The sequence below is a fragment of the Chloroflexota bacterium genome, assembly GCA_009840625.1.
Lineage (GTDB): Bacteria > Chloroflexota > UBA11872 > UBA11872 > VXNJ01 > VXNJ01.
Genome location: VXNJ01000001.1, coordinates 231,767 through 256,204 on the forward strand (window position 1 = coordinate 231,767; position 24,438 = coordinate 256,204).

The following is a 24,438-nucleotide window of genomic DNA, read 5'->3' on the forward strand; positions in this document are numbered from 1 at the left end:
GAGCCCGATCATGCGATGACTGGTTCGGATCCGAAGGCCATTGCCCCCGACTGCGACCGGCCCGCGGCCTGAAACCGCGAGGTCTGCCGGTCAGTATCCGATGTCGTAACTCAGGATTCGCGAGTTGATGATCGTGATCAGCGCGATCACCGCGAACAGGATGAAGGATAGCGCGGCGCCGAATCCCATCTTCAGGGCCAAGAACGCTTCCAAGAAAACGAGCAGAACGATCGTGATGGTGGTGTCTAAAGGTCCGCCGCAAACCATCAGAAAGTCGTCCTACAAGTCATGATGTACATCTGCACGAATACCTGCAATGCGCCAATGAAGTAAACAATGACGACAAAGTAGGTTGTCGGTGCCAGCAGGGGCAACGTGATCCTGAACATCTTGGACACGCGGCCGGCTCCGTCGATGTCCGCCGCTTCGTACAGGTGCGGCGGGATCGACTGCAGGCCGGCCAGGTAAAGAACCATGTTGAGGCCCATGTTCTTCCAGATGCTCATGATGATGATGGCCATCAGGGCCGTTTCCGGACCCAGCAGCCACTTGGACCCCGGCAGGCCCACCGCCCGCAGGGTCTCGTTGGCGAACCCGACTTGGGGTTCGTACAGCCAGAGGAAAATCAGCGAAACCGATACGAAAGAGGAAACGACCGGCATGTAGAACATGGCCCGGAAGAAGTAGATTCCGCGGATCGCGCGGTTGATCAGCACCGCCAACAGCAGCGAGGTGACCACCCCGGCCGGAACCGTGCCGAGCGCGAAGAACAGCGTGTTGCGTATAGCCGGGAAGAACCGGGGCTCGTCCGGCGCCTTTTGGTAGTTTTCCAGACCAACCCATTTCGGCGGGGTGAGCAGGTCGTAGTCGGTGAAGCTGTAGTAGAGGATTCCGAAGATCGGGATGATGACGAACACCGTGATAAACAGGATCGACGGCAGAACGAACAGGTAAGCCGTCGCTCCGCCTCGGTAAGTCAGTCCGAGCCGCCTGCGAAGCGTCATCCGGGGCGCAGTGCCAGCTTCAGTCGCCGTTTGAGGACTCCTCGATACGAATGTGCTGCACCGGCCCACTACCACGGACCGGTGACATCGTCGTTTTCAGTCGCGGAATGGCCTCATTGTAGCTACGGGTACCGGCTTCGCCGCCATATCCGTGGTGTCGCCGCGGTTTGGTGCCGTAGCGCCGCAGATTCGCAATCGCGCGCGCTCAGCTACCTCGCGCGGCGCCAGGTCGTTTCACCTGGTCAATCGCCGCGGCCAGCGCGGGTGAGGAGTTGGTCCGGCGGGTTCGATTGGGTCGCTCTAGCTCACAAATCAGGCACGATTCCCCGCCCGGCGCATCCGCTTTCTTGTAGCCGCCCGAGCCCGAACCGGGAACTTGGCCGCATAGCTTCGGAAGGCCATGCGCCGCCGCTTGCGGAGGCGTGCATTCTGTAACGGATGTGCCGTTCGGTCAATACCCTACGTCCTAGCTCAGGATTCGCGAATTGATGATGTCCATCAGCGCGATCACCGCGGACAGGACGAACTAGAGCGCTGCCCCGAACCCTATCTTCAGGACCTTGAGCCATTCCAGGAATACCAGCAGCACGATCGTGATCGTGGTGTCCAAGGGTTCGCCGCAACCGGCGGTTGAATCTCGCCTGCGCGGAGCTGAGCGCGGCGGTCGGCTAATCACCCCCGCTTGCCCGCATCTTTCGGCCCATCCCCCGCGCCACCCGACGGTCGCCCGGACGCCCCCAATGGTGCGCCGATCGCTGGATCCCCTCCGCGGTCGCCTATCGACGTGGCCACCGGCGATTTCCATGAAGCTATCTATATTGGTGAGGGAAGCAAGCAAGTCGATCCCAGCCCGCTCCAGAAATTGCACTTAAGGCGTCAACGTGCCAAGTCCATTCAGACGGCCCGGACCCAGCCTGGCCCTGACCTTATCCGCATTGCTTGCCGCATTTCTGTTGACGGGGTGCGACCTTCGGTCCGAAGAGGTTGACACTGCGTCCACCCCGGTCCCGGCGCCAGCACCCGCACCGATTTCGGCTTCCTCTTCACCCGGCCCGGAGCCCGTCCGACGGGCCGAGGCTTATTCGATGGCCGTTTTTGCCGAACCGATCACTCGCAACGTCTGGAATTACTACGGCGGTCCGGGGGGTTCGGTCTGGACTGGTTACGTCGTCGGGGCCTACAACCTGAGCCTGTACGGTCTCTCTGACCAGCGCTTCGACTGGGTCCCGGTGGCGGCCGCCGATTTCCCGACCGACCTGGCGATCGAGCAATCGGGCGGCCAGGATTTCTGGACCACCCAGGTTCCCCTGCGCCAGGGAATACTCTGGAGCGACGGCGAGGCATTGGATGCCGACGATTTCGTGTTCACGGTCGAGACGGTGCAGGCGCTGCGACTCGGCTCAAACTGGGCCCAGGCGGTCGATCCGAATTTCGTGGAGCGCGTGGAAGCCCTCGACCCGCACACCGTGAAAGTGTGGTTCAAAGCCACCGACGAAGACGGCGATCCGCAGACTCCGGGCCTTGGCGTGTGGCAATTCGGTCTCGCGTTCATGCCCATCATGGCCGAGCATTACTGGCGACCGGTCGTCGATGAAGCTTTGGCCCTGGGCGACAACGCCGCGCAGGTGGAGGCACTGTTCGCGCACGTCCCGGATGGCGAACCCTCGGCCGGCGGTCTCGATTTCCGCCAGTGGGAGCCGGGTGCGTTCTATCAGAACGGGGCCGCTCCAAACTTTGCGTTCGAAGGTGCCCAGATCACCCAGTTCGGAGATGGTTCGATCCGCACCCAGAATCCGGTGCTCGGCTACGACGAAACCGTCCTGGGCGATGGCGATGGCGAGGTCGACCTTGAATACGTGGTCGGACCGCACGCGGAGCACGCCTCATTCAACATTTACGGAAACCAGGACACCGCCATCCTGGCCCTGACCAACGGCGATGTCGACTACGTCTTCAACCCCCTGGGACTCGAGCAGGGTTTCCGCAACCGGGTCGAAGCGGCCGACGACCTCACGCTGGTCAGCAACGAGAACAACGGGACCCGGTACCTGGGTTTCAACGTGCGCAAGGCCCCGTTCGACTCGCTGGAATTTCGCCGTGCTGTCGCGATCCTGATCGACAAGGAATTCGTGACCCAGACGGTCCTGCAGGCGACCGCCTTTCCGCAGTACGGGATGGTCGCGGAGGGGAATTCCTTCTGGCACAACCCGGACATCGAACGAATCGGCGAGGGCCTTACCCGCGCCGAGCGGATCGACCAGGCGGTGGCGCTGCTCGAGGGTGCCGGATTCGAATTCGAAGTCCGGCCGGAGGTCAGCGAGGACGGCAATTTCGTCAGCGTGCAGGGGAAAGGGCTCACAATGCCCGGCGGAGAGCCGGTCCCGCAGCTGGAGATACTGGCCCCCAGCGCAGGCTACGACCCGCTGCGTTCGACGTTTGCGATCTGGATCGAGCGCTGGCTAAACGACGTCGGGATCCCGGCCCGGGCCAACCTGGCCGGATTCAACGTGATCGTCGACAAACTTTTCTCAGATAACGTGGCCGAGGAATTGGACATGTGGATCCTGGGCTGGGCATTCAACATATTCCCCAACCACCTGGAATCCTTCTTCCACTCGCGCTACGCCCCCGAGAACCAGAAGGGCGGCAACAACTGGGGCGGATTCTCCGACCCGGAATTCGACGCCCTGGCCGACCAGTTCCTGCAGGCGACAACGTTTGCCGAGGCACGCGACCTGGCCTACCGCATGCAGGCCATGATCGCCACCCGCCTGCCTTACGTGACCCTCTTCGAAACCCCCAAACTGGACGCTTACCGCCCCGCCAAGGTCGAGTTCCCCTACACCAAGGTGCTGGGCGGGATCGAACAGGCCCAAGGGATGCAGACGGTAGCCCTGATCAAGTAGCGCATCGTTGCAAAACGATTGACTGCGACCGCTCATTGAGGCCGGTTCCATGACCAGGTACCTGCTGCGGCGGGGCCTGCAGATCGTGCTCACGCTTTTCATTTTCGTCACCCTGGTCTTCTTCCTGGTCAACGCCCAGCCCGGCGACGTGAGCAATTTCTTCGCCCTCGATCCGAACATTCCGCCAGAGACGCGCGCCCAGATCCAGGAGAGATTCGGTCTCGACCAGCCGCTGTGGCGCCAGTATCTGACGTACCTGGGCAACTTCGTGCGCGGGGACCTTGGAACCTCCTTTTCGCTGTATCCGCGCGGGGTGGGCGAGGTGATCGCCGAACGACTCCCGCGCACGGTAATGCTTTTCGCGACGGCCACGGTCGCGTCGTTCTATCTGGGGTTTGCGCTGGGCAAGGTCGTGGCCTGGCGCCGCGGGCAGTGGTTCGAGTACGTAGCCACCGTCGGCGGCGTCTCGCTCTATACCGTATTTACCCCGTGGTTCGGCCTGATGATGATCTGGGCGTTCGCCTACAAACTCGGCTGGTTCCCGCTCGGCAAGTTCCTGGACCCGCGGGTCTGGTCCGGCGCCGAGGTCGATGCCAACACCCTTTTCGGGCAAATGCTGATCGCCGCCGGGCTGGTCTCGGTCCTGGCGCTCGCCGCGCTCGTAATCGCGCGCCGCCGCCGGCTGCCGCACACGACCCTGATCGGGGTAGGAGTGCTCGCGGCGGCCAGCGCCGCCGCGCTTGGAGCCTTCGCCCTTGCCGGGACCGCCCATCTGGCGCTCGACGTGATCTCGCACATGGTCCTGCCGGTTGCGACCCTGACGCTGATTTCATTCGCCGGCACTATGCTGCTCACCCGCAACAGCATGCTCGAGACGATGCGCGAGGACTACGTCCTGGCGGCGCGCGCCAAGGGGCTGTCGGAAGCGGTGGTTCGCGACCGCCACGTCGCCCGCAACGCCATCCTGCCGGTGGTTACCAGTCTGGTGTTTTCGCTGGCGTTCGCGATCGACGGCGGCGTGATCATCGAGACGGTGTTTTCCTGGCCCGGCATGGGCCAGACACTGGTCGCGGCCGCCCAGCAGGAGGACCTGCCGCTGGCAGTCGGGGCCTTCGTGTTCGTCGGGGTATTCGTGCTGCTGGCCCACCTGGCGGTGGACATCCTGTACGCCCTGCTCGATCCCAGGATCCGGCTGTAGATGAGAGCCGACGCCGACTACGGCGAAGGGGTCCCGATCTGGCGGGTCCGGGCCGGCTTGTTCTGGGCGACCACGCGGCGCAACTGGCGGCTGTTCGCCGCCACCCGGATCGGCCTCGCCGGACTCGCCATCATTTCGCTGTACGCGTTAATGGCGATCGCCCATCCGCTCCTCATGGCAACCTTCTGGGACCCGGCCGTTTACGATCCCGTGGTCGGCTACGCGTTCGATCAGACCCTACAGCCCGCCCCGCCCAGCCGCGCCCACCCGCTCGGCACCGACCCGCTTGGCCGGGACATCCTCTCGCAGCTGATGTTCTCGGCGCGGACCGAGTTCGTGCTCGGCCTGTCAGCCGCGGTCATCACGGTGACCATCGGCACCACGGTAGGGGCGGTCGCGGCCTACTTCGGCGGCGTCGTGGACGCCGTCCTGATGCGCTTGGCCGACACCATGATCATGGTCCCGGGAATCAGCGTGCTGATCGTTCTTTCGGCCCTGATCGGTGTCCAGCAGTTCGAACTGGCCCTGGTAATCGGGGTGTTGTCCGGATTCGGCGGCACCGCAGTGCTGCTCAAGTCCCAGGCCTTGACGGTGGTGGTCAAACCCTACATCGAAGCCGCCCGCGCGGCCGGCGGCGGGCCCTGGCACGTCGTTTTCACGCACATCGTCCCCAACCTATTGCCGCTGGCGTTCCTCTACATGATGTTCACCGTCACCGCCGCCATTTTTTCCGAGGCGGTCCTCTCTTTCCTGGGCCTGCTCGACGTGCGCATGTCCTGGGGGCTGATGATCCACACCACCGAATCGGCCGGGTACCTGCTCGACGTCGGCAGCTACTGGTGGCTGATCCTGCCGGCCAGTCTCTCGATCACTCTCCTTTGCTCCTCCTTCTACCTGGTGGGACGAGCCCTCGACGAGGTCGTTAACCCCAGGCTCCGCCGGCGATGAGTCCAGAACCGCTGCTCAGGGTTCAGGACCTGACCCTGGAATACCTGACCGGCGACGGACCGGTGGCCGCCGTAGACCAGGTTTCATTCGAACTGCGGCCGGGCCAGGCGCTCGGACTGGTGGGCGAATCCGGCTGCGGCAAGACGACCGTGGCCAACTGCCTGCTGCGCCTTCTGCCGGAGAACGCCCGCGTCCGCTCGGGGAGGGTCCTGCTCGGCGGGGAGGACATCCTGGGTTTTTCACCGGCCCAGCTGCGCGAGTTGCGCGGGAACCGGGTGGCGATGGTCTTCCAGGCGGCGATGAACTCGCTGAATCCGGTTTACCGGGTCGGCGATCAGATCATCGAGGCCATCCGCGCGCACCGCTCGCTGCCGCGCGAGAGGATGCAGGAAAGGCTCGAAGAGCTCTACGAGCTCGTCGGCCTGGATCCCGCCGTCATGTGGTCCTATCCGCACGAGTACAGCGGCGGCATGCGCCAGCGCGCGGTGATCGCGATGGCGCTCTGCTGCGATCCCGACGTGCTGGTGGCCGACGAGCCGACCACCGCCCTGGACGTGATCGTGCAGCGGCAGATCCTGCGGCGCCTGGCCCGGATCCACCGCCGGTCGCAAAGGGCGATGATCCTGGTCTCGCACGACCTGGCGGCGATCGCCCAGGTCTGCGATCACGTGGCGGTCATGTACGCCGGCCAGCTGATCGAATCGGGTCCCACCGACCGGGTGCTTTCCGCGCCCATCCACCGCTACACGCGCGCCCTGCTCGATGCGGTGCCCAGGCTCCAGGGGCCGCGCCGCGATCTGGCGGTCATCGGCGGCGAGCCGCCCGACCTGCTCGAGCCTCCGCCGAGCTGCCGTTTTCATCCCCGCTGCCGGCAGGCCCTGCCGGAGTGCCGCACCGCGCAGGCGCCCCGAATCGAACGCTCGGCGGATCACTGGGCCCTGTGCTTCGACCCATGTCCGGAGCCCGCATGAAGGATCCGGCCGGTGACCCAATCGTGACCGTCAAGGGTCTGGGCAAGACTTTCGAGCAAGGCGGCGGCTTCTGGGCGCGCGGCGAAGCGTTGCGGGCAGTCGACGGCGTCAGCTTCCAGATCGGGCGCGGACAGTGTTTTGGGCTGGTCGGCGGCTCCGGATCGGGCAAGACGACGACCGGTCGCATGCTGGTTCGACTGGAGGACCCCAGCGACGGGCAGATCATCTTCCACGAAGGTCGGGCGAGTTTCGACGTGGCCGGCCTGCGCGGTCGGGCGCTCAAATCATTCCGGCGCCGCGCCCAGATCATCTTCCAGGATCCCTACGAGTCGCTGAACCCCCGGCGAACCGTGTACGACAGCGTCATCGAGCCCTTGCGGGTGCACCGGGTCGGGGGGCCGCGGCATTGGCGGGCAAGCGCCGAGGAGTTCCTGGCCAGAGTCGGGATAGCCCCGCCGCACCGCTACCTCTTCCGCTACCCCCACGAGCTATCCGGCGGCCAGCGGCAGCGGGTCGCCATTGCCCGCGCGCTGATCATCGAACCGGACCTGGTGGTGGCCGACGAACCCACCTCGATGCTGGACGTCTCGGTGCGGGCCGGCGTGATCGCGTTGCTCGACCGGTTGCGGCACGAGCTGGGGGTCAGCTTCCTGCTGATTACCCACGACCTGGCGGTCGCCCGTTACCTGTGCGACGAGATCGCGGTCATGCAGAACGGCCGCATCGTCGAGCAGGGCAGCGTGGAGAAGCTGTTGGCAGAGCCCGACCACGAGTACTCAAGAGCGCTGCTGGAGGCCGCCGGCGCCGCCCCGGACCGTCCCCAACCGGACTGAAGCCGGCCTAGTTGTAGTCCCCGTGCGCCCCGGTGCCGCTGGGGTCGGCCAGTTCTCCGGCGCCGCAAAGGTACCGCCACCACCGGGCGCGCTCGCCTACGACCCATGCGCTCTCGCCGGTCAGGACATGGGTGTCCTTGTTGGTCAGGAAATAGCGGCGAATCTCGGGGTTATCCCAGCCGTCGGTGTTGAACGTCGCCCGCTGCTCGGTCCTTGGGTTGTAGCGGATCTTGAACATGAAGCGGTGCTGCTCGGTCTCGTTGGTCTGGGCGCAGTGCCATAGCGCTTCGTGCAGGAAGCAAATCCGCCCGCCCTTGCCGGCCAGGCGTTTCTGGCCTTTGATGTTCTTGTAGCGGCCGGTGTCGGGACCCATCATCGACCGCAGGTGCGATCCCGGCAACACGAGGGTGGGGCCCATCTCGTAGGGGACATCGTGGGCAAAGTAGGCGGTGAGGATGTCGAAAGAGTAGGGGTGCGCGCCGGGCAGGCGGACCTGGCGCCTGCCGCCCGAGTCGACGTGCCAGAGCTGGGCTTCCTCCTGATACGGATAGGTAACGTGCAGGGCCGAGTGGTTCTGGGCATATCCGGGGCCCAGCAGGCTCTGCAGGACGCCCCGCACCGCCGGCAGTTCGTGGATTTGCCGAATGGCGTCCGAATAGTTGAAAAAACCGTCCTTGTTATCGGTGATGTGCCAGGCGAATTCGGCCTTGCGTCCCGAATCGTCAACCGCGGTCAGCTCGTCCTCCAAGGCGCGCTCATTCAAATCCGCCGGGATCAGGTCGTCGAATTCGAGGTATCCGTCGACCACGAAGCGGGCCATCTGTTCGACGTTCAGAAGGTGTCTTTTCTCGACCGGCGCCAGCTTGCGGTCAGATTCAGCTATTGCCATTAGCTTGCTCCTTGCATAAGCTCACCGGGTCAGTCAACTAGTTTTTCAAGCATGTATTCATTGGAAAGACCGCCAAGCGGTCGACCGGCAGTGCGTTCGGGCACCGGGCCCGCCTGGATTACCCGCCAGCCGTCGCGCAGGGCCGCAATCCCGGTGGCGTACGGCGGTTCGTTTTCGCTGCCGGCCTGCATCTGGACTTGATCTTCGGCCAGCGACCCGTCGTAGAGGGCCCAGGCAACAACTTCGGAGTTCAAGTCACCATTGCGAAGGTTGAGGAACAACAGTTTCTGGCGCACTGGGTGAGCCCGGCTCCGCGGCGATTGAACGTGGCTGCAACGATGATACCGGGGATCGGGCGCCCGGCCCTCCGGGGTTCGCCAAGGGCAGACAAGGACTTACGCCCGAAAATAGTCTGGGCTCATGACCGCCGGATTTCCCAAGGACATCAAGTGACAGCTGAACGCGCTGCCGACCTCTTCAACGAGCTTTCGATCGCCGAAAAAGCCGCCCTCACCGCCGGGGGCTCGATGTGGGGCATGAACGGCGTAAATCGACTTGGCATTCCGGCCTTGAAGGTCACCGATGGGCCCAACGGGGCGCGCGGGAACGGCATTTTCGGAAGCGGTCGCAGCGCGGCCTGCTTTCCCTGCGGATCGGCGCTTGGCGCGACCTGGGACCCGGAGCTGGTGCGGAGGGTCGGAGTCGCCCTGGGCCAGGAGGCCAAGACCAAATCGTGCACGGTCCTGCTGGCGCCGACCGTGAACCTGCACCGTTCGCCGCTCTACGGGCGCAATTTCGAGTGCTTTTCCGAGGACCCGCATCTCTCGGCGCGACTGGCGGTGGCCTACGTGAGCGGGGTGCAGGACCAGGGGATCGCCTGCGTGATCAAGCACTTCGTGGCCAACGATGCCGAATTCGAGCGCATGACCATCAATTCAGTAGTCGACGAACGAACCCTGCGCGAGATCTACCTGCCCCCGTTCGAGGCCGCCGTGAAGGAGGCCGGAGTCTGGGGCGTGATGACCGCCTACAACCAGCTCAACGGGACCGCCTGTTCGGCCAACAGTTGGCTGCTGGCCGATTTGTTGAGGGGCGAATGGGGTTTCGACGGGATCGTGATGACCGACTGGTTCGGCTTCGTCGACACGGTCGAATCAGCGCGCGCCGGATTGGATGTTGAGATGCCCGGGCCGGCCCGCATGTTCGGAGCGGCGCTGGCCGAAGCCGTCGACGATGGCCGCGTCGCCGTTCGGCACCTTGAAGACCAAGCAGATCGGGTACTGAAACTGATCGATCGCGTCGGCGCGTTCGGTTCCGAATCTTCCGACGACGAAAAAGAAGTTGACCTGCCCGAACACCGCGCCCTGCTGCGCGAGGCGGCCGCCCGCTCGATCGTTCTGCTGAAAAACCGCTCCGGGCTGCTTCCGCTCGGCGGCGACGCCAAGGTCGCCCTGATCGGGCACAACGCCGGGCGGCTGCAGCTCTACGGGGGCGGATCGGCGCAGCTGCGCCCGCACTACCGGTTGAATCTGCAGGAATCCTTGCGCGCATCGATGGGCCCTGAGGGCTCGGTCGAATATGCGCCCGGAACTTTTGTGGGCAAGTTCCTGCCGCTGCTGGAGGGTCCCAACCTGCGCCAGCCCAACGGACTGCCCGGACTGCGTATCGAGGTCCTGGGTGAAGGCGGCGGCGTTCTCCGGACCCAGTCGTCGGCGCATTCGGAACTCTTCGTCGTGACCGCATCCGGCGAGGGCGGTTCCGCGGTGCGGGCCACCGGGTCCTTCGATGTGCTCGAACACGGCAATTACCAGTTCTCGCTGGCCCAGGCCGGCGGGGCCCGCCTGCTGATCAACGACGAAGTCCTGGTCGACGGCGTCGCCGACCCGCTGCCGCCAGGCGATTCCTACATGGGATTCGGCAGCGCAGAAAAGCGAGTGGCGGTAGACCTGGCCCCGGGCAAGCATTCGCTGCGGATCGAGATGGAGGGCGAAGCCGGCGCCGGCGGCCTGCTCCAGGCGGCCCGGGTCGGGTTCCTGCCGCCGCAGCCCGCAAACATGCTTTCCGAAGCAGTTTCCCTGGCGCGCCGGAGCGACGTGGCCGTGGTGGTGGTCGGGACCAACGAGGACTACGAGACCGAGGGCCGCGACCGCCCCGACATGGCCCTGCCCGACCGGCAGGACGAGCTGGTCCGCGCAGTCTGCCGGGCCAACCCGAACACGGTCGTGGTCGTCAATGCCGCATCGCCGGTGGACATGGGCTGGGACGACGACGCGGCAGCGGTATTGCAGTGCTGGTTCGGCGGCCAGGAGCTCGCCAACGCCCTGGCCGACGTGATGACCGGGGCCGCCGAGCCCGGCGGCCGCCTGCCGACCAGCATCCCCCGGCGCCTGGAACATTCGCCCGCCTACGGAAACTTTCCGGGCGAAGCCGGCCAGGTTCGCTACGGCGAGGGCCTATTGATGGGCTACCGGCACTATGACACCCGCGACCTGCCGGTTCGCTACCGCTTCGGTCACGGTCTTTCCTACACCAGCTTCGCGCTGGCCGAGCCGCAGATCACCCAGCGCGGCCGCGGCGGCGACCTCAAGCTGGCGGTCAAGGTCACCAACACCGGGGCGCGGGCCGGCTCCGCGGTGGTGCAGGCTTACGTCGAACCCCCGGCCGGGCCGCTGTTTAGGCCGCGCCGCGAATTGCGCGCGTTCGACCGGGTCGACCTCGAACCGGGAGAGACTGGCACCGCGATCCTGGGATTTGACGATCGCTCGTTCTCCTACTGGGACCCGGCGGCGAATGCTTGGCAGCTGCACGGCGGAAAGCATTTGATACACATCGGTTCCGCGGTCGGCCGGTACGACCACCAGCTGTCCGTGAACATATCGGCCAAGTGACCGACGCGGCCAGCGGCGGGAGGATTCCGTCCGGCCCGGACCGGCATTCGGGGGTAGGCGCCCTCTTTGCGCCGGGCGGAGCGATCGCCCGGACCCTGGGCGGGACGTTCGAGCCGCGCCCCGGTCAGGCCCGGATGGCCGAAGCCGTCGCCGACGCGATCGCCGGAGAGCAGGTTCTGCTGGTGGAGGCCGGCACCGGAACCGGCAAGACTTTCGCCTACATCGCCCCCGGGCTCATGGCCCGAAAGCGCATGGTGATTGCGACCGGCACCCGCGCCCTCCAAGACCAGTTGGTGGGCAAGGACCTGCCGCAGATAACGGCCGCCCTGGGTCTGCCCGCCCTCGCGGTCGTGAACCTGAAGGGCGCCAGCAATTACCTGTGCAAATTCAAATTCGCCCAGCTCCGCACCGGCCAGCTGGAACTTGAGATGGGTACCGGCCGGCCGAATTCCCGGGTTCTGCGGCAGATCGGGGAATGGTCAGAAGAGACCGCGACCGGGGACTTCGCCGAACTCACTGGCGTAGGTCCCGATGATCCGTTGCTCTCATCGATCGACGGATCGGGTGACATGTGCCACGGGCAACGCTGCGAACTCTATTCGGAATGCCACGTGACCAAGGTGCGCCGCGAGGCCGCCGAGGCCGACGTGATTGTGACCAACCAGGCGCTGTACCTGGCCGGCATCTCGCCCCAGCCCGGCGCCGAGCCGTTGCTGCCGCCGCACGACCTGGCGGTCATCGACGAAGCCCATCAGTTGGAGGGGTTCGCCTCAAGCGCGTTTTCGATCGAGGTCTCGCGCTCGCGCTGGCGCCGAATCGCCCGCAACCTGCGAACCGCCAGCCAACTGTCCGGTACCCGAATCCCGGTCGGAGGGGGCTTGGACAACGCGGCCGAACCTTTCTTTAATCGGCTTGAACGATACGTCCGGGACGTGGCCGGCGGGGCCGACGACGGTCCCTACCGGCGCCAGGTCGTCATCGACGCGGCCGCCCACGAGGGTTTCGTCGGCTTCATCTCCGAAGCAGCGGCCGGCCTGATCAGCACGATTGATGCAATGAAACGGTCGCTCGAGGAACGGATCGAAACCGAAAACTCCCAATTCGATCCGCTAATTCCGGTGGCCTCCAACCTTTTGGCCCAGCACGAGGCTTTGCATCGCCTGCTCGACGACCCCGATCCCGAATGGGTCTTGCACCTGCAGCCCGACCGCCAGGGCCGCTACGCGCTGCTGTCCACGCCGCTTTCGGTTGGACCGATTCTTGAAGCCCAGATGTTCGGCCCGACCAGGCCGGCGACCGCGGTAACGCTTACCTCGGCGACCCTGGCCACCGCTCAGGGATTCGGGTTCACCCGCGAGCGGCTGGGGATCGGCGAGGCCGACGAACTGGCGCTGGAGAGCCCGTTCGATCACGAGCGCCAGGCACTGCTCTACGTTCCCCGGGATCTTCCGCCGCCGGCAGTCGGGGATGAACGCGGCGCGCTGGCGCCGGTGGTGGACCAGATCGTCGATTTGATTTCCGCCAGCGACGGCGGAGTTTTCGTGCTCTGCACCAGCCGCCGGCGCATGCTCCAGTACCACGAACTGGTCGCCGAACGGGCCGCCGGGCGCACGTTCCTGTTGCAGGGCCGGGCCTCGCCGGCCGCTTTGATCAGCCGGTTTCGCCGAGAGCGGAACGCGGTCCTATTTGCCACCAAGAGCTTCTGGCAGGGCGTGGACATTCCGGGACGCGCGCTTTCGATGGTGATAGTCGACCGCCTGCCGTTCCCTTCGCCCGCAGAACCGGTTTTTGCGGCGCGGTGCCGGGCAATAGACGCCGAAGGCCGTTCATCTTTCATTGCTCTTTCGCTGCCGCTGGCGGCGATGGATCTGAAGCAGGGATTCGGGCGACTCATCCGCAGCCGCCGGGACCGCGGCGTCCTGGCCCTGCTCGAGGACCGGATCCTAACCCGGCGCTACGGCCGATTCCTGCTGGACGCCCTGCCGGCGGTCCCGGTGACCCGCGAAATCAGCAAGGTGCGGGCGCACCTGGCCGGAACGCGCGGTCAGTCCTAACCGGACGATTCAGCGGCGACGTAATCGGCGATCTTGCCGGTGAAGCGGCACCCCGGGAACCCGCTGCAGCCCACAAATTCGCCATAGCGTCCGCGCTTGACGCCCAGCTCCTTGCCGCAACGCGGGCATTCGCCCACGATGGCACCGCCCGGCTCGCTTTTCGCGGATTTTTTGGCAGTTTTGGGAGGGGCGCTCTGGGCCGGCTTCTGGCGCGGGTCCTGCCAGGTCGAATACTCGCAGGCCGGGTAGCGCTCGCAGCCGTAGAAGGTCCGGCCGCGGCGGGTCTTTTTCACTACCAGCTGTCCCTCGCCGCAATCCGGGCACTGCACTCCGGTCGGCTCGGTGATCTGGCGCGTGTAGCGGCAGTCGGGGTAGGACTCGCAACCGATGAACCGGCCGAACCGGCCCTGTTTGTAGACCAGGTCCGAACCGCAGTCCGGGCAGGGTTCGCCGACCGCGGTCGGTTCCTCGCCGTTGCCGGAGTCCTGCAGGTCGCGGGTGAACCGGCACTCGGGGAATCCCGAACAGCCCACGAAAATGCCGTTCCGGCCCAGCCGTTTGACCAACTGACGCGAACAACGGGGGCATTCCTCCTCCAGCAATTCGTCGGCGACCGGCTTCTTCAGGTTCTCCCAGGCATTTGTAAGGTCCCGGTCCAGGCGTTCCCAGAACACGCCGGTGGCATCGACCCAGCCCAGCTCGCCGCTCGCCACGCGGTCGAGCTCGGTTTCCATCCGCGCGGTGAACGCCACGTCGACTATGTCGGCGAAGAACTCGGCCATTGCATCGGTTACGAATTCGCCTACCTGGGTGGGTTCCAGGACTCGGCGCTGGCTTGACACGTACTGGCGGTCCTTGAGCGTCCGGATGATCGCCGCATAGGTGCTGGGGCGCCCTATGCCTTCGTCTTCGAGCACCTTGATCAGGCCGGCCTCGGTATAGCGCGGCGGCGGCTCGGAAGCGTGCTTTTGCGATTCGATCTCGAGCAATTCGATCGGGTCGCCCACGGCGCGTCCGCTCAGGTAGTCGAAGCGGTCCGATTCCTCGGCGCTGATTCGCGGACCGTAACTTGCCACCTGAAGGCAGCCCGGTTCGATGACCCGCGAGGCGGTGACCCTGAATACGTGCTCTGAATCGGTTCCCGCGGCCACGTCGAGCGCCAGGCGCCGCGCGGTCCCGGGCACCATCTGACTGGCGACGAACTGACGCCAGATCAGATCGTAGAGCTTGCGCTGGTCCGAATCCAGGGCCTCGCCGAGCACCGCCGCCGAAAGGGCGACCTCGGTGGGCCGGATCGCCTCGTGGGCCTCCTGCGCGTTGCGGGTCCGGGTCTTGTATGAATTGGGCCGCGCGGGCAGAAAATCCTCGCCGAGTTCGGTCCGGACATATCCGCGGACGGCGTCAAGGGCCTGGCCGGACACGCTGACCGAATCGGTTCGCATATAGGTGATCAGGCCGATCTGGCCGCGACCCGGGACCCTAACGCCTTCGTACAGGCGCTGGGCGATGCGCATCGTCTGCGAGGGCGAGAGCCCCAGGCGGTTGGAGGCCGCTCGCTGCAGGCTGGCGGTCGTAAAGGGTGCCTGCGGGCGCAGGCGCCGGTCGCTCTGTTGCCGGTCGGTCACTTGGTATTCGGCCTGCCCCAACGGATCGAGCAGGGCCTCGGCGGAGGCGGCATCGAGCCTGAGTTCCTTGCCCTCCCGATACAACCGGGCGGAGAACGCGGCAACACCGGTTCCGGGATCGCCGAACCGGCCGTCTACGGTCCACCACTCCTCGAGCACGAACTCGCGTCGCTGGCGCTCGCGGTCGACGACGATGCGCAACGCCACGCTCTGGACCCGGCCGGCCGAGGATCCGCCCGGAATCCGGCGTCGCAGGATGGGCGAGATCTTGAATCCCACCAGCCGGTCCAAAACGCGGCGCGCCTGCTGCGCCTCGACCAAACGGTCATCGACCGGCTCCGGGGAGTTCAGCGCATCGCGTACCGCCGATTCGGTGATTTCATGAAACCGCACCCGGCTGGTCTTTTTCTCGTCCAGGTCGGCCGCCGCCATTAGGTGCCAGGCAATGGCCTCGCCCTCGCGGTCGGGGTCGGTGGCCAGGAGCACCGAGTCCGAGGCCGCAGCCGCCTTGCGGATCTGGGTCACGGTCTTCTGCTTGTCGCGCGGGACAACGTAGGTCGGCGCGAATTCGTTCTCGATGTCCACGCCCAGGTTGCCCTTGGGCAGGTCGCGGACGTGCCCCACCGAAGCCAGCACGTCATAGTCCCGCCCGAGATAGCGCTTGATGGTCTGCGCCTTGGTCCCGGATTCGACGATCACGAGATTCGGCGCCGGTCGGGAACGGCGCTTGGCGGGGGATTTGCGGCGTTGGGCCATGGTCTTTTTGGTTCAGGGAGGTTTCGATTGCGGCCCAGATTCGGCCGCCGCCGGCGCGGGTAAGATGCGCGGTCTTCGGCGCCGGCCCGGTCCGCTCGGTTGGGCCGTTATGCGTCAAAGCACCCAACCTTAGCAGATACGGGTTGGGCAGGTCTAGCCCGGTGCGGCGGGCGCCGAGCGTCCGACCCGATCGGCGCGAGAGTGCTCAAAGTAGCCGAGCAGGCGCTGGCGCCAGTCCGGGAAATCTTCAAAGTCCGGCCAGGTGATCCCGAGCTGTCCGAGGCGCGCGCCGGGGCCCAGTCGGCGCCGCAAATCGGCCCGGTCGACGAATCTCTCGGGGTCCATCCGCATCACCAGGTCGGCGCCGGTGGTGGCGATCGAATCGATCCCCAGTTCGGTGGCGTGGGCTCGCACCTTGGCCACGTATATGAGGTTGGCCACCGGATCGGGGAACTCGCCGAACCGGTCGCGCAGGCCCGCCGCCACCGCTTCGACCGCGCTCACCGTGTCAGCGCGCACCAGGCGCTGGTATTCGCGCAGCTTGGCCGCGTACGTCCCGGCGTATTCGTCGGGGATGTAGGCGCTCAGCGGCAAATCGACCGGGGTGAGCGGGCGTCGCTGCTGGCCGTCGGCGGGGCCTGATCCCTTGGCCTCGCGGACCGCGTCGCGGACCATCTGCAGATACATGTAAAGGCCAACCGAATTGGCGAATCCGGACTGGTTGGCGCCCAGCATGTCGCCGGCGCCGCGGATCTGCAGATCCCGCATCGCCAGGCGCAGGCCGGCGCCGAGATCGTTGGCCTCCAGCACGGCCTGCAGGCGTTTTTGCGCCGCTTCGGTCAGGCGGTCCTCGCGCGAGTAGAGGAAATACGCGTAGGCCTGGGTTGCCGACCTTCCCACCCGGCCGCGCAGCTGGTAGAGCTGGGCCAGCCCAAACATCCAGCATTCGTCTACGACCAGGGTGTTGACGTTCGGCAGGTCGACCCCGTTTTCGATGATCGCGGTGCAGACCAGGACGTCGTGCTGGCCGCCCGCGAATTCGACCATCACCGACTCCAGCGCGCTCGACGGCATCTGGCCGTGGGCTACCGCCACCTTGGCGCCCGGACAGATCCTGGAGATCTTGGCGGCCGCGCCGTAGATCGAATTGACCCGGTTGTGGACGACGAACACCTGGCCGCCGCGGGCCAGTTCGGAATCGATCGCCTCGCGGACGACGCCCTCGTCGTAGGCGGTCACGTACGACTTGACCGGTCGGCGGTCGTGCGGGGGAGATTCGATCACCGAAATGTCGCGCACCTCGGTCAGCGCCATGTGCAGGGTCCGCGGGATAGGGGTGGCGGTGAGGGTCAGGACGTCCACCTCGGCCCGCAGTTTCTTGAGGCGTTCCTTCTGGGCCACGCCGAACCGCTGCTCCTCGTCTACAACCACCAGACCCAGGTCGGCGAAATTGATGTCGCGCGAGAGCAATCGGTGGGTGCCGATGACGATGTCTACGGCGCCGGTTTCCAGATCCGCGACGATCTTTTTTTGGCGCCCGGGCGACTGGAAGCGCGAGAGCAGCGCCACCCGCAGCGGAAAGGAACCGAGCCGGCGCCGAAAGGTGTCGTGGTGCTGCTGCGCCAGAATCGTGGTCGGCACCAGGATGGCGACCTGCTTACCCTCCTGGGCGGCCTTGAACGCGGCCCGCACCGCGACCTCGGTCTTTCCGAATCCGACGTCGCCGCAGATAAGGCGGTCCATCGGCCGGTCGGATTCCATGTCGGCCTTCACCTGCTCAATGGCGGTGAGCTGGTCGGGGGTTTCAACGAACGGAAATGCCTGCTCCATGGAAAGCTGCCAGTCCGAGTCCGGTCCGAACGAGTGACCCGGACCGCTCTCGCGGGTGGCGTAGATCTCGAGCAGCTCGGCCGCAATCTCGCGCGCCGCCCCGGACGCCTTTCGCTTGGCGCGGGTCCAGTCCTTGGTGCCCAACCGGGAAAGCCTGGGAGTGGCTTCGCCGGCGCCGACGAACCGCTGCACCCGACCCAGCTGATCGACCGGGACGTAGAGCTTGCCGTCGCGGGCGTATTCGATCTGCAGATACTCGCGGTCGCCGGCCGCATTGGCCAGCCGCACCACGCCGCGGTAACGCCCGATTCCGTGCTCGACGTGAACGACGTAGTCCCCTTCGGACAGATCAAGCAGGAATTCCTCGTCGACGGCCGGTTTGGCGGCCGGCGCGGCGCGGCGGCGCATCCGTCCGAAAATCTCGGCGTCGGTGAGCAGCTGTAAGCCCAGGTCTCGGTGCCGCCAGCCCCGCATCAGCGAGGCCCGAACGACCACCACGTCACCCGGCCCGAGCCGGCCGCCGGCCTCGGCCAGCGGCGTGGCCCAGACTCCGTGCTCGGTCAGCAGATCGACCAGCCGGTCCCCCTGGTAGCTGGCCAGGATCGTCGCCAGCCCGCTCTCGGCCAGTTCGTTGGCCATGTGCAGCAGGCGCCCGCCGTACGATTCGGGCGAGGAAAAAGCCTCGGTGGCGTAAACCTCGTCGGCACCGGGCCCCGAACCGCTCTGCAGCAGCCTGAGATGGGCGGACTCGAGCGCCCCGATAAGCGGCGCCGGGTCGTTTAGCGGTGTTCCGATTCCGCGCGGCAACTGGCGGTCCTTGAGCAGTTGAGCGCGCAGGCGCTCCTCGGCGCCGGACTGTTCGCGCAGCGCCCAGGCTATCGCGTCGGGATCTTCGACCACCAGGCGCGCGGCGCCGGCGAAGTCAAGCAGGCTGGAGGATTCGCCCTGGCCGGAGGCCAAGAGAAAAGGCGCAGCGTCGAAGTACGACCCCTCGGCCAGCAGGGCCAGCTGGCGATACAGTCGGTCCTGGTCGGCGCGTCTGAGACCATCGATGTCGAGCTTGCCCAGATCCGCCGCCACCTGCGGGCCGCGCCAGACCGGATGCTCGGTCGCGGACGCGACCTCCCAGGTCTCCAGAGGGGCGCCGGAGCGCTGGTCGGCGACCTCGAAATAACGCAGCGATTCGATCTCGTCATCGAAGAAATCGACCCGGATGGGATGCGCCGAATCGGCTGGAAAGAAGTCCAGCAGACCGCCCCGCTGGACGAATTCGCCCGGCTCCTCCACCAGCGGCGAACGTCGAAAACCCAGGTCAAGCAGACGCGTGGCCAGCCGCGCCGGGGGCAGCACCATGCCGGGTTCCAGGGCCAGCAGACGTTCCGCGAACTCGCGGGCCGGGCAGAGCTTGGGCAAAAGCGCCCGGGCCGAGGCAACGATCAGGAATCCCCGATCAACCGGGGCCGACGCGGCCAGCGTCAGGCGCTTTAGCACCCGGCTGCGGGCGGCCAGGATCCCATGGTCGGTGCTCACCTGAGCATGCATCAGGTGGTCGGGCGCGGGGAACGGCAGTACCTCCAGTCCGCCCGCCCAAAGTTCGAATTCGCGCAGGAGCTCCTCGGCGCGGTTTTCGTCGGCGACCACCAGAAGGTGCGGGCGGGCGCTGCGTACAACGACCTCGGCCAGCAGAATCGCGTGGGTGGCCGGCATGGCCACGACCGTGGACGGGTCGTCGGCGGCGGCCCGTTCGACGGCGGCCGCAATTTCGGCGGTCTCGGTCAACCGGGCCGCGATCCGATCGGGTCTCAATGCGGGTCGGCCCAGTTGCGGTTGAACCGGTTCATCAACTGCTCGGGCGTTGCAATCCCCGCTTCGGAGAGCCCCGCCTGAGCGGCGGCGACCATCCGCTCGACCGCCGGTTTCTGGGCCCGCGTAAACCCCTGCAGCACGTACTCGGCCGGATCCAGGCCCGGCGGCGGACGTCCGATCCCGAGCTTGAAGCGCAGGAACTGGTCGGTTCCCAGCGCGGCGATGATAGACCTGATCCCGCGGTGACCGCCGGCCGAGCCGCCAAAGCGGACGCGCAGGCTGGCAAAACCCAGATCCATATCGTCATGGATCACGACCAAGCGGTCCGTCGCCAGGCCCAGGCCTCCGAGCGCCGCGCGCACCGAATTGCCGGACGCGTTCATGAAAGTGTGTGGAAACAGCAGTCCGACGGGATCGCCGCCGATCTCGCGCACCGCAAGGCGACCGCGATAGCGCCGCCGGGGACCCGGGCCGGGGTTGTCGGCAAGCATTTTGCGGCCCACGCGCCAACCGATGTTGTGCCGCGCGCCGGCGTGTTCGCGCCCGGGATTGCCCAGAAAAACCAGCAGCCTTTCCGGCTCCGGTCCGGGCCGGAAGAGATCAACCAGACCCATCGGCGCCTGCGACCTCCTCCCGGAAGGCGTCGGAAAGGGCCAACCAGGCCGGCAGATCGAGGTTGGCGGGCCGATCGTCGGGGTCGATACCGGCCGCCGTCAGGAGATTTACGGCCGCGTCGCGCTCCAGGCGCAGTCCGGCCGCGATTGAATTCACGAGTTTCTTGCGACGCTGGGCGAAAGCGTGCCGGGAGAGCCAAATCGCGCTGGCCACCTGCGGGTCCTTGCGATCCCGCCCGGTGGTCTCAACGCTGATCACCGCCGAAGTGACCTTGGGCCGGGGCCAGAAAGCCGACGGCGGCACTAGGAATTCGATCCGGGCGTCCCCGAACGGACGCGTCATCACCGTCAGCGCCGACCAGTCCCCGGGGTCGGCGCAGATGCGCTCGGCCACCTCGCGCTGCAGCATGACGGTAAGCCGCTTGGGGCGGTTGCGGCTGTGGAGCAGGTCGACCAGCAGCGGAGTGCCTACCGAATAAGGGAGGTTGGCCACCACCTGGTAAGGCCGGTCGGGAAAAATCTGTTCGAGATCGAGGGCGCGGGCGTCGCGCCGCAGAACCGCCACGTTCGGGTATCCGCGCAGCCGGCGGCGCAGCGCTATCGCCAGTTCGGCATCCACTTCCACGGCGACGACCTGCCCGGCCATCCCGGCCAGCGGGCGGGTCAGGACGCCGGTGCCGGCGCCGATCTCCAGGACCGCCGAATCCGGCTCGATCCGGGCCGCGGCGATGATTTGCTCTGCAACCCCGGCATCGACCAGGAGGTTCTGCCCGCGCGAGCGCCGCGGGCGGAACCCGCGCGGCGCGCCGCTGCGCCGCCGCCTAGCCGAGCTCAAGTTCATCCAGCGCGGCAAGAACTGCGGCACGTCGATGCGAAATGGAATTCTTGGCCGCGATGCCGAGCTGGGCCAGCGTGCATTCCCCGCCCGCGGGCATGAAAACCGGATCGTACCCGAATCCGCTCTCGCCGCGGGGGGCCGCCAGGATCGTGCCCCGCAGGGTGCCTTCCCCGACAGCGAGGACGGACCCGCGGCGGGCGATGGTGACCACGCTCCGGAATTGGGCCGACCGCAGCGGCGACGGCATCCCGTGCATGAGTGAGAGCAGCGCCTCGGTTCGGTCGGCATCGCTGCCCTTGGCCAGCCGCGCCGTGCGCACCCCCGGCGCGCCGTGCAGGGCGTCAACCTCGAGGCCGGAATCATCGGCCAGGACCGGCAATTCGGTTAGTTCGGAATAAGCCAGCGCCTTGCGCGCCGAGTTTTCGGCGAAAGTCTCGCCTTCCTCGGCTACCTCGATCCGGATGCCAATCTGGTCAGGGAGCAGGCTGCCCCAACCGCGACCGGCAAGGAGGTCTTCGATTTCGGCGGCCTTGCCGGGATTGGAGGTAGCCAGCAGCATCGTCCTAACCGCCGGGTCGCTCATTCAGATTCCCCAGCCGTCGGCGCTTCGGCCCAGAAAGTCTGCCTCCAGGCCGGGCTCCAGGCCGACCCGGCGCACCCGGCGCAGCATTCGGCGCTGGCTGGTCAGGGGATAGTCGGACCCGAAAAGGATCCGACCGGGCGCGATCCGGGCCATTAGGCCGTAAATTGAATCGTCGTATAGCAGGTGCGAGGCCGCGCAGTCGTAGCGCACCGACCCGGTCCGGGCCCGGATCTCCGGCATCGATTCGAAGATCCCGAACCCGGCTCCCCAGTGTGGCAGCTGCAACCGCAGCCCCTCCGGCATCCCCGCCAGGAAATCGGCGATCTGGCGCGGCCCGGTTGAGTCTTTGCCGGGGTAGGAGTGGCCGGCCGGTTCGGTCACGTGGATGCACAGGATCAGGTCCCGGTCGACGCACGCCTGGGGCAGCGGCGACGAGCGGTGCAGGTTGGCCAGGTCGAATCCCTGACCGTCGGCGTAGAGCTCGCCCACGGCCGCCACCGGCGCCCCGCGCCAGTATTCGAGCTCGGCAATCGTCGCGTCGGCGTCGGCAACTGGGACCGTTATACCGGCGCGGATCCTGCCGCCGCTGCCGGCGGCGGTTTCGACCAGGTAATCGTTGCATCGCCGGTGCATCTTCAGGCCCCGCCAACCGAACCCGAAGCAGAGCGAGCGCTCGACCCCGGCGCGGTCCATCTCCGAGAGCAGCGCATCGGCGTCGGCCATCCGCGCCCGCCCACCGTAAAGCGCGCCGAACCACGGCTCGCGCTCCGCCAGCGCGGCGCGGTCGGCGATCACGGTCGGTGGAAAAATGTGGGTGTGGGCGTCGATGATCAGGGGTCGGACCTGTCCGATGGGAGGGCCTGCTGGGCATTAACCACAAATTATGTAAGTGTCTTCGCCGCCGGTCGGGGAGAAGGCCTTCTTGACCTGGGATCCGCACCGGTTTGGCCGGCCCGACGTGTGCGCGTCCGGGTCGATCGGGGCCTACGTCCATTTCCCCTTCTGTCGCCGGCACTGCTGGTACTGCGACTTCAACGTGCATGTCGGCGGAGAGGGCGCGGTCGCCGATTACCTGGACGCCCTCGGGGTCGAGGTTTCCGCAGTCGCCGGATTCCTGGATCCAAGTCCCCGGATCGACACCATATACGTCGGTGGCGGCACCCCCAGCCATGCCGGGCCGGAACGTTTGGAACGGATGCTTACAACGCTGCGGCGGAGCCTACGGTTGGCCCCGGGCGGCGAATTTACCGTCGAAGCGAACCCGGCCGATGCCAGCGCCGAGATTTATGCCGCAATGACCGAATCCGGGGTCACGCGCTTGAGCCTGGGAGTGCAGTCATTTGCCGACCGGAGCCTGAGCCTGCTCGACCGCGACCATACCGGCGAATCGGCCGGGCGGGCGGTCGAGCTGGCGGTCGCGGCCGGGTTCGGCTCGATTTCGATCGATCTGATTTACGGCACACCCGGGCAGTCGCTGGAGGATTGGCGGTCGGATTTGAAGCGGGCCGCTCGCCTGGGCGTCGGGCACGTCTCCTGTTACGCACTCACGCTCGATTCGCAACGCGCCCGAACCAGGGCTGTCGAACTTGGCCGGGTCCCTGATGGCGACGGGATGTTCCCTTACTACCAGGCCGCGCTCGGAATCCTGGGGTCGGCCGGTTTCGAACACTACGAGACCTCCAACTGGGGCCGAACCGGCCACCGTTGCCGTCACAACGGCGCAGTTTGGGCGGGCGGCCGCTACTTGCCCCTGGGTTGCGGCGCGCACGGATTCCTGGGCAATCGGCGCTACCACCTTGTGCGCCGCCCGGATCGCTACGCCGACCGGGTCAGGTCCGGCGACTCCCTATTGGCCGGGTCGGAGCAACTTGAGGCCGGCGACCTGCTGCGGGAGGCGGTCGCGTTGCCCCTGCGAACCGCGGCCGGAATCGATCTTGCCGGGCTGAACGACCGTTTCGGATACGACTTGCTCGAGGAGCACGGACCGTTGATCGGGCAATTGGCCCACGAAAACTTGCTGGTCAGGGACGGGGTGCGGCTGCATCCATCAGATCGCGGTATGTTCCTGGCCGACGCGCTCGGCGCGGCGCTCCTGCCCGGAATCGGCTCCGGAGGGTGAGAGTATTCGTCGCCGTCACCCCCGACCCGGGAACCCGCCGCCGGTTGGCGGCCGTGCTGGAAGGGCTGGACGACCGAGGGTTGCTGCGCCGGGTTCCGGCCCAGAACCTGCATCTGACGCTGGCCTTTCTGGGCGAAATCAGCCCGACCCGGGCCGATTCCGCGGCCTGCGCGGTCAGCCGCATCGGGCCCGGCATCGCCCCGTTCCGGCTGGATATTTCGGGAGCCCTATCGGTGTTTGGGTCCCGGAGGAGCATCCTCGCCGCCGCGGTCGGCGGGGACCTTGAACGGTTGGAACGGCTCCGGGATCGGCTGCAAACGGCATTGGCGGAGGAGGGATTGCCCACCGGCGAGCGGAGCTTCCGGCCGCACCTGACCCTTGCCCGGATCCGTCCGCGGGCATCCGGCCGGGAACGGACCGCGCTCCGGCGGGAGGTCGCCTCGCTCCTGGCGCCGGTGCGGTTCAGTTTTCGGATTGAAGACCTGGGACTCTACCGGAGCCGGATTGGAACCTCCGGCGCCAGCTACCAGCTGCTGGAGCGCGCCGAACTCGGTTGAACCGCGCCCCGATTCGCAC

19 protein-coding genes are annotated in these 24,438 nt (G+C 66.5%); 9 read left to right on the plus strand and 10 right to left on the minus strand.

From position 1 onward, the window contains the following. Nucleotides 1–90: 90 nt before the first annotated feature. Nucleotides 91–267, minus strand: a complete 177-nt coding sequence (locus tag F4X41_00970) for a sugar ABC transporter permease (protein ID MYB15599.1) — start codon at nt 265–267, stop codon at nt 91–93. Then, nucleotides 267–1,004 (minus strand): sugar ABC transporter permease, encoded by a 738-nt coding sequence (locus F4X41_00975; GenBank protein MYB15600.1) that lies wholly within the window; start codon nt 1,002–1,004, stop codon nt 267–269. Before F4X41_00975 ends, F4X41_00970 begins: the two co-directional genes overlap by 1 nt. A 1,085-nt stretch (nt 1,005–2,089) precedes the next feature. Here F4X41_00975 and F4X41_00980 point away from each other — a divergent pair. From F4X41_00980 to F4X41_01000, 5 genes are read left to right on the plus strand one after another with little or no spacing between them, the layout of a single operon-like run. After that, the gene (locus tag F4X41_00980; GenBank protein MYB15601.1) at nt 2,090–3,910 is read left to right on the plus strand and encodes an ABC transporter substrate-binding protein; all 1,821 of its coding nucleotides are present in this window, start codon (nt 2,090–2,092) and stop codon (nt 3,908–3,910) included. Nucleotides 3,911–3,959: 49 nt separating this feature from the next. Then, complete coding sequence (locus F4X41_00985) at nt 3,960–5,108, plus strand: ABC transporter permease (protein MYB15602.1); 1,149 nt, start codon at nt 3,960–3,962, stop codon at nt 5,106–5,108. Beyond that, nucleotides 5,109–6,056, plus strand: a complete 948-nt coding sequence (locus F4X41_00990) for an ABC transporter permease (GenBank protein MYB15603.1) — start codon at nt 5,109–5,111, stop codon at nt 6,054–6,056. Continuing rightward, on the plus strand, nt 6,053–7,027 hold the full coding sequence (locus tag F4X41_00995) for an ABC transporter ATP-binding protein (GenBank protein ID MYB15604.1): 975 nt from the start codon (nt 6,053–6,055) through the stop codon (nt 7,025–7,027). Before F4X41_00990 ends, F4X41_00995 begins: the two co-directional genes overlap by 4 nt. Continuing rightward, complete coding sequence (locus tag F4X41_01000; protein ID MYB15605.1) at nt 6,997–7,860, plus strand: ABC transporter ATP-binding protein; 864 nt, start codon at nt 6,997–6,999, stop codon at nt 7,858–7,860. The genes F4X41_00995 and F4X41_01000 overlap by 31 nt, the downstream gene beginning before the upstream one ends. Nucleotides 7,861–7,867: 7 nt before the next feature. Here F4X41_01000 and F4X41_01005 read toward each other — a convergent pair whose 3' ends face one another. Both F4X41_01005 and F4X41_01010 read right to left on the minus strand, forming a co-directional pair. Further along, complete coding sequence (locus F4X41_01005) at nt 7,868–8,749, minus strand: hypothetical protein (protein ID MYB15606.1); 882 nt, start codon at nt 8,747–8,749, stop codon at nt 7,868–7,870. A gap of 29 nt (nt 8,750–8,778) precedes the next feature. Further along, entirely contained in the window at nt 8,779–9,003 is a 225-nt protein-coding gene (locus F4X41_01010) for a hypothetical protein (GenBank protein ID MYB15607.1), read from the minus strand. A 72-nt stretch (nt 9,004–9,075) separates the two neighbouring features. Between F4X41_01010 and F4X41_01015 the strand changes: the two genes are divergently transcribed. Together F4X41_01015 and F4X41_01020 are read left to right on the plus strand one after the other, a co-directional pair. Then, nucleotides 9,076–11,637 carry a beta-glucosidase gene (locus F4X41_01015; protein MYB15608.1) on the plus strand — a complete coding sequence of 854 codons (2,562 nt, stop codon included), beginning with the start codon at nt 9,076–9,078 and terminating at the stop codon, nt 11,635–11,637. Next, on the plus strand, nt 11,634–13,691 hold the full coding sequence (locus tag F4X41_01020) for an ATP-dependent DNA helicase (protein MYB15609.1): 2,058 nt from the start codon (nt 11,634–11,636) through the stop codon (nt 13,689–13,691). The genes F4X41_01015 and F4X41_01020 overlap by 4 nt, the downstream gene beginning before the upstream one ends. On the opposite strand, the gene topA is transcribed toward F4X41_01020, so the two are convergent. The 6 genes from topA to F4X41_01050 form a co-directional block, all read right to left on the minus strand. Further along, on the minus strand, nt 13,688–16,072 hold the full coding sequence (gene topA, locus F4X41_01025; GenBank protein MYB15610.1) for a type I DNA topoisomerase: 2,385 nt from the start codon (nt 16,070–16,072) through the stop codon (nt 13,688–13,690). The two genes, F4X41_01020 and topA, sit on opposite strands and share 4 nt — an antisense overlap. A gap of 153 nt (nt 16,073–16,225) precedes the next feature. Beyond that, nucleotides 16,226–19,708: a transcription-repair coupling factor gene (mfd, locus tag F4X41_01030; GenBank protein ID MYB15611.1), complete on the minus strand. Its 3,483-nt coding sequence runs from the start codon at nt 19,706–19,708 to the stop codon at nt 16,226–16,228. Continuing rightward, nucleotides 19,705–20,322, minus strand: a complete 618-nt coding sequence (locus tag F4X41_01035) for an aminoacyl-tRNA hydrolase (GenBank protein MYB15612.1) — start codon at nt 20,320–20,322, stop codon at nt 19,705–19,707. Before F4X41_01035 ends, mfd begins: the two co-directional genes overlap by 4 nt. After that, nucleotides 20,309–21,163 (minus strand): ribosomal RNA small subunit methyltransferase A, encoded by an 855-nt coding sequence (gene rsmA / locus F4X41_01040; GenBank protein ID MYB15613.1) that lies wholly within the window; start codon nt 21,161–21,163, stop codon nt 20,309–20,311. The genes F4X41_01035 and rsmA overlap by 14 nt, the downstream gene beginning before the upstream one ends. Next, complete coding sequence (locus F4X41_01045) at nt 21,144–21,743, minus strand: non-canonical purine NTP pyrophosphatase (GenBank protein MYB15614.1); 600 nt, start codon at nt 21,741–21,743, stop codon at nt 21,144–21,146. The genes rsmA and F4X41_01045 overlap by 20 nt, the downstream gene beginning before the upstream one ends. Next, nucleotides 21,744–22,595, minus strand: coding sequence for an amidohydrolase family protein (locus F4X41_01050; GenBank protein MYB15615.1), 852 nt, complete (start codon nt 22,593–22,595; stop codon nt 21,744–21,746). It lies immediately after the preceding gene. A gap of 37 nt (nt 22,596–22,632) precedes the next feature. On the opposite strand from F4X41_01050, the gene hemW reads away from it, so the two are divergent. Together hemW and thpR are read left to right on the plus strand one after the other, a co-directional pair. Further along, nucleotides 22,633–23,862 (plus strand): radical SAM family heme chaperone HemW, encoded by a 1,230-nt coding sequence (gene hemW, locus F4X41_01055; GenBank protein ID MYB15616.1) that lies wholly within the window; start codon nt 22,633–22,635, stop codon nt 23,860–23,862. Continuing rightward, complete coding sequence (gene thpR, locus F4X41_01060) at nt 23,703–24,419, plus strand: RNA 2',3'-cyclic phosphodiesterase (GenBank protein MYB15617.1); 717 nt, start codon at nt 23,703–23,705, stop codon at nt 24,417–24,419. Before hemW ends, thpR begins: the two co-directional genes overlap by 160 nt. The last annotated feature ends 19 nt before the right edge of the window (nt 24,420–24,438 follow it).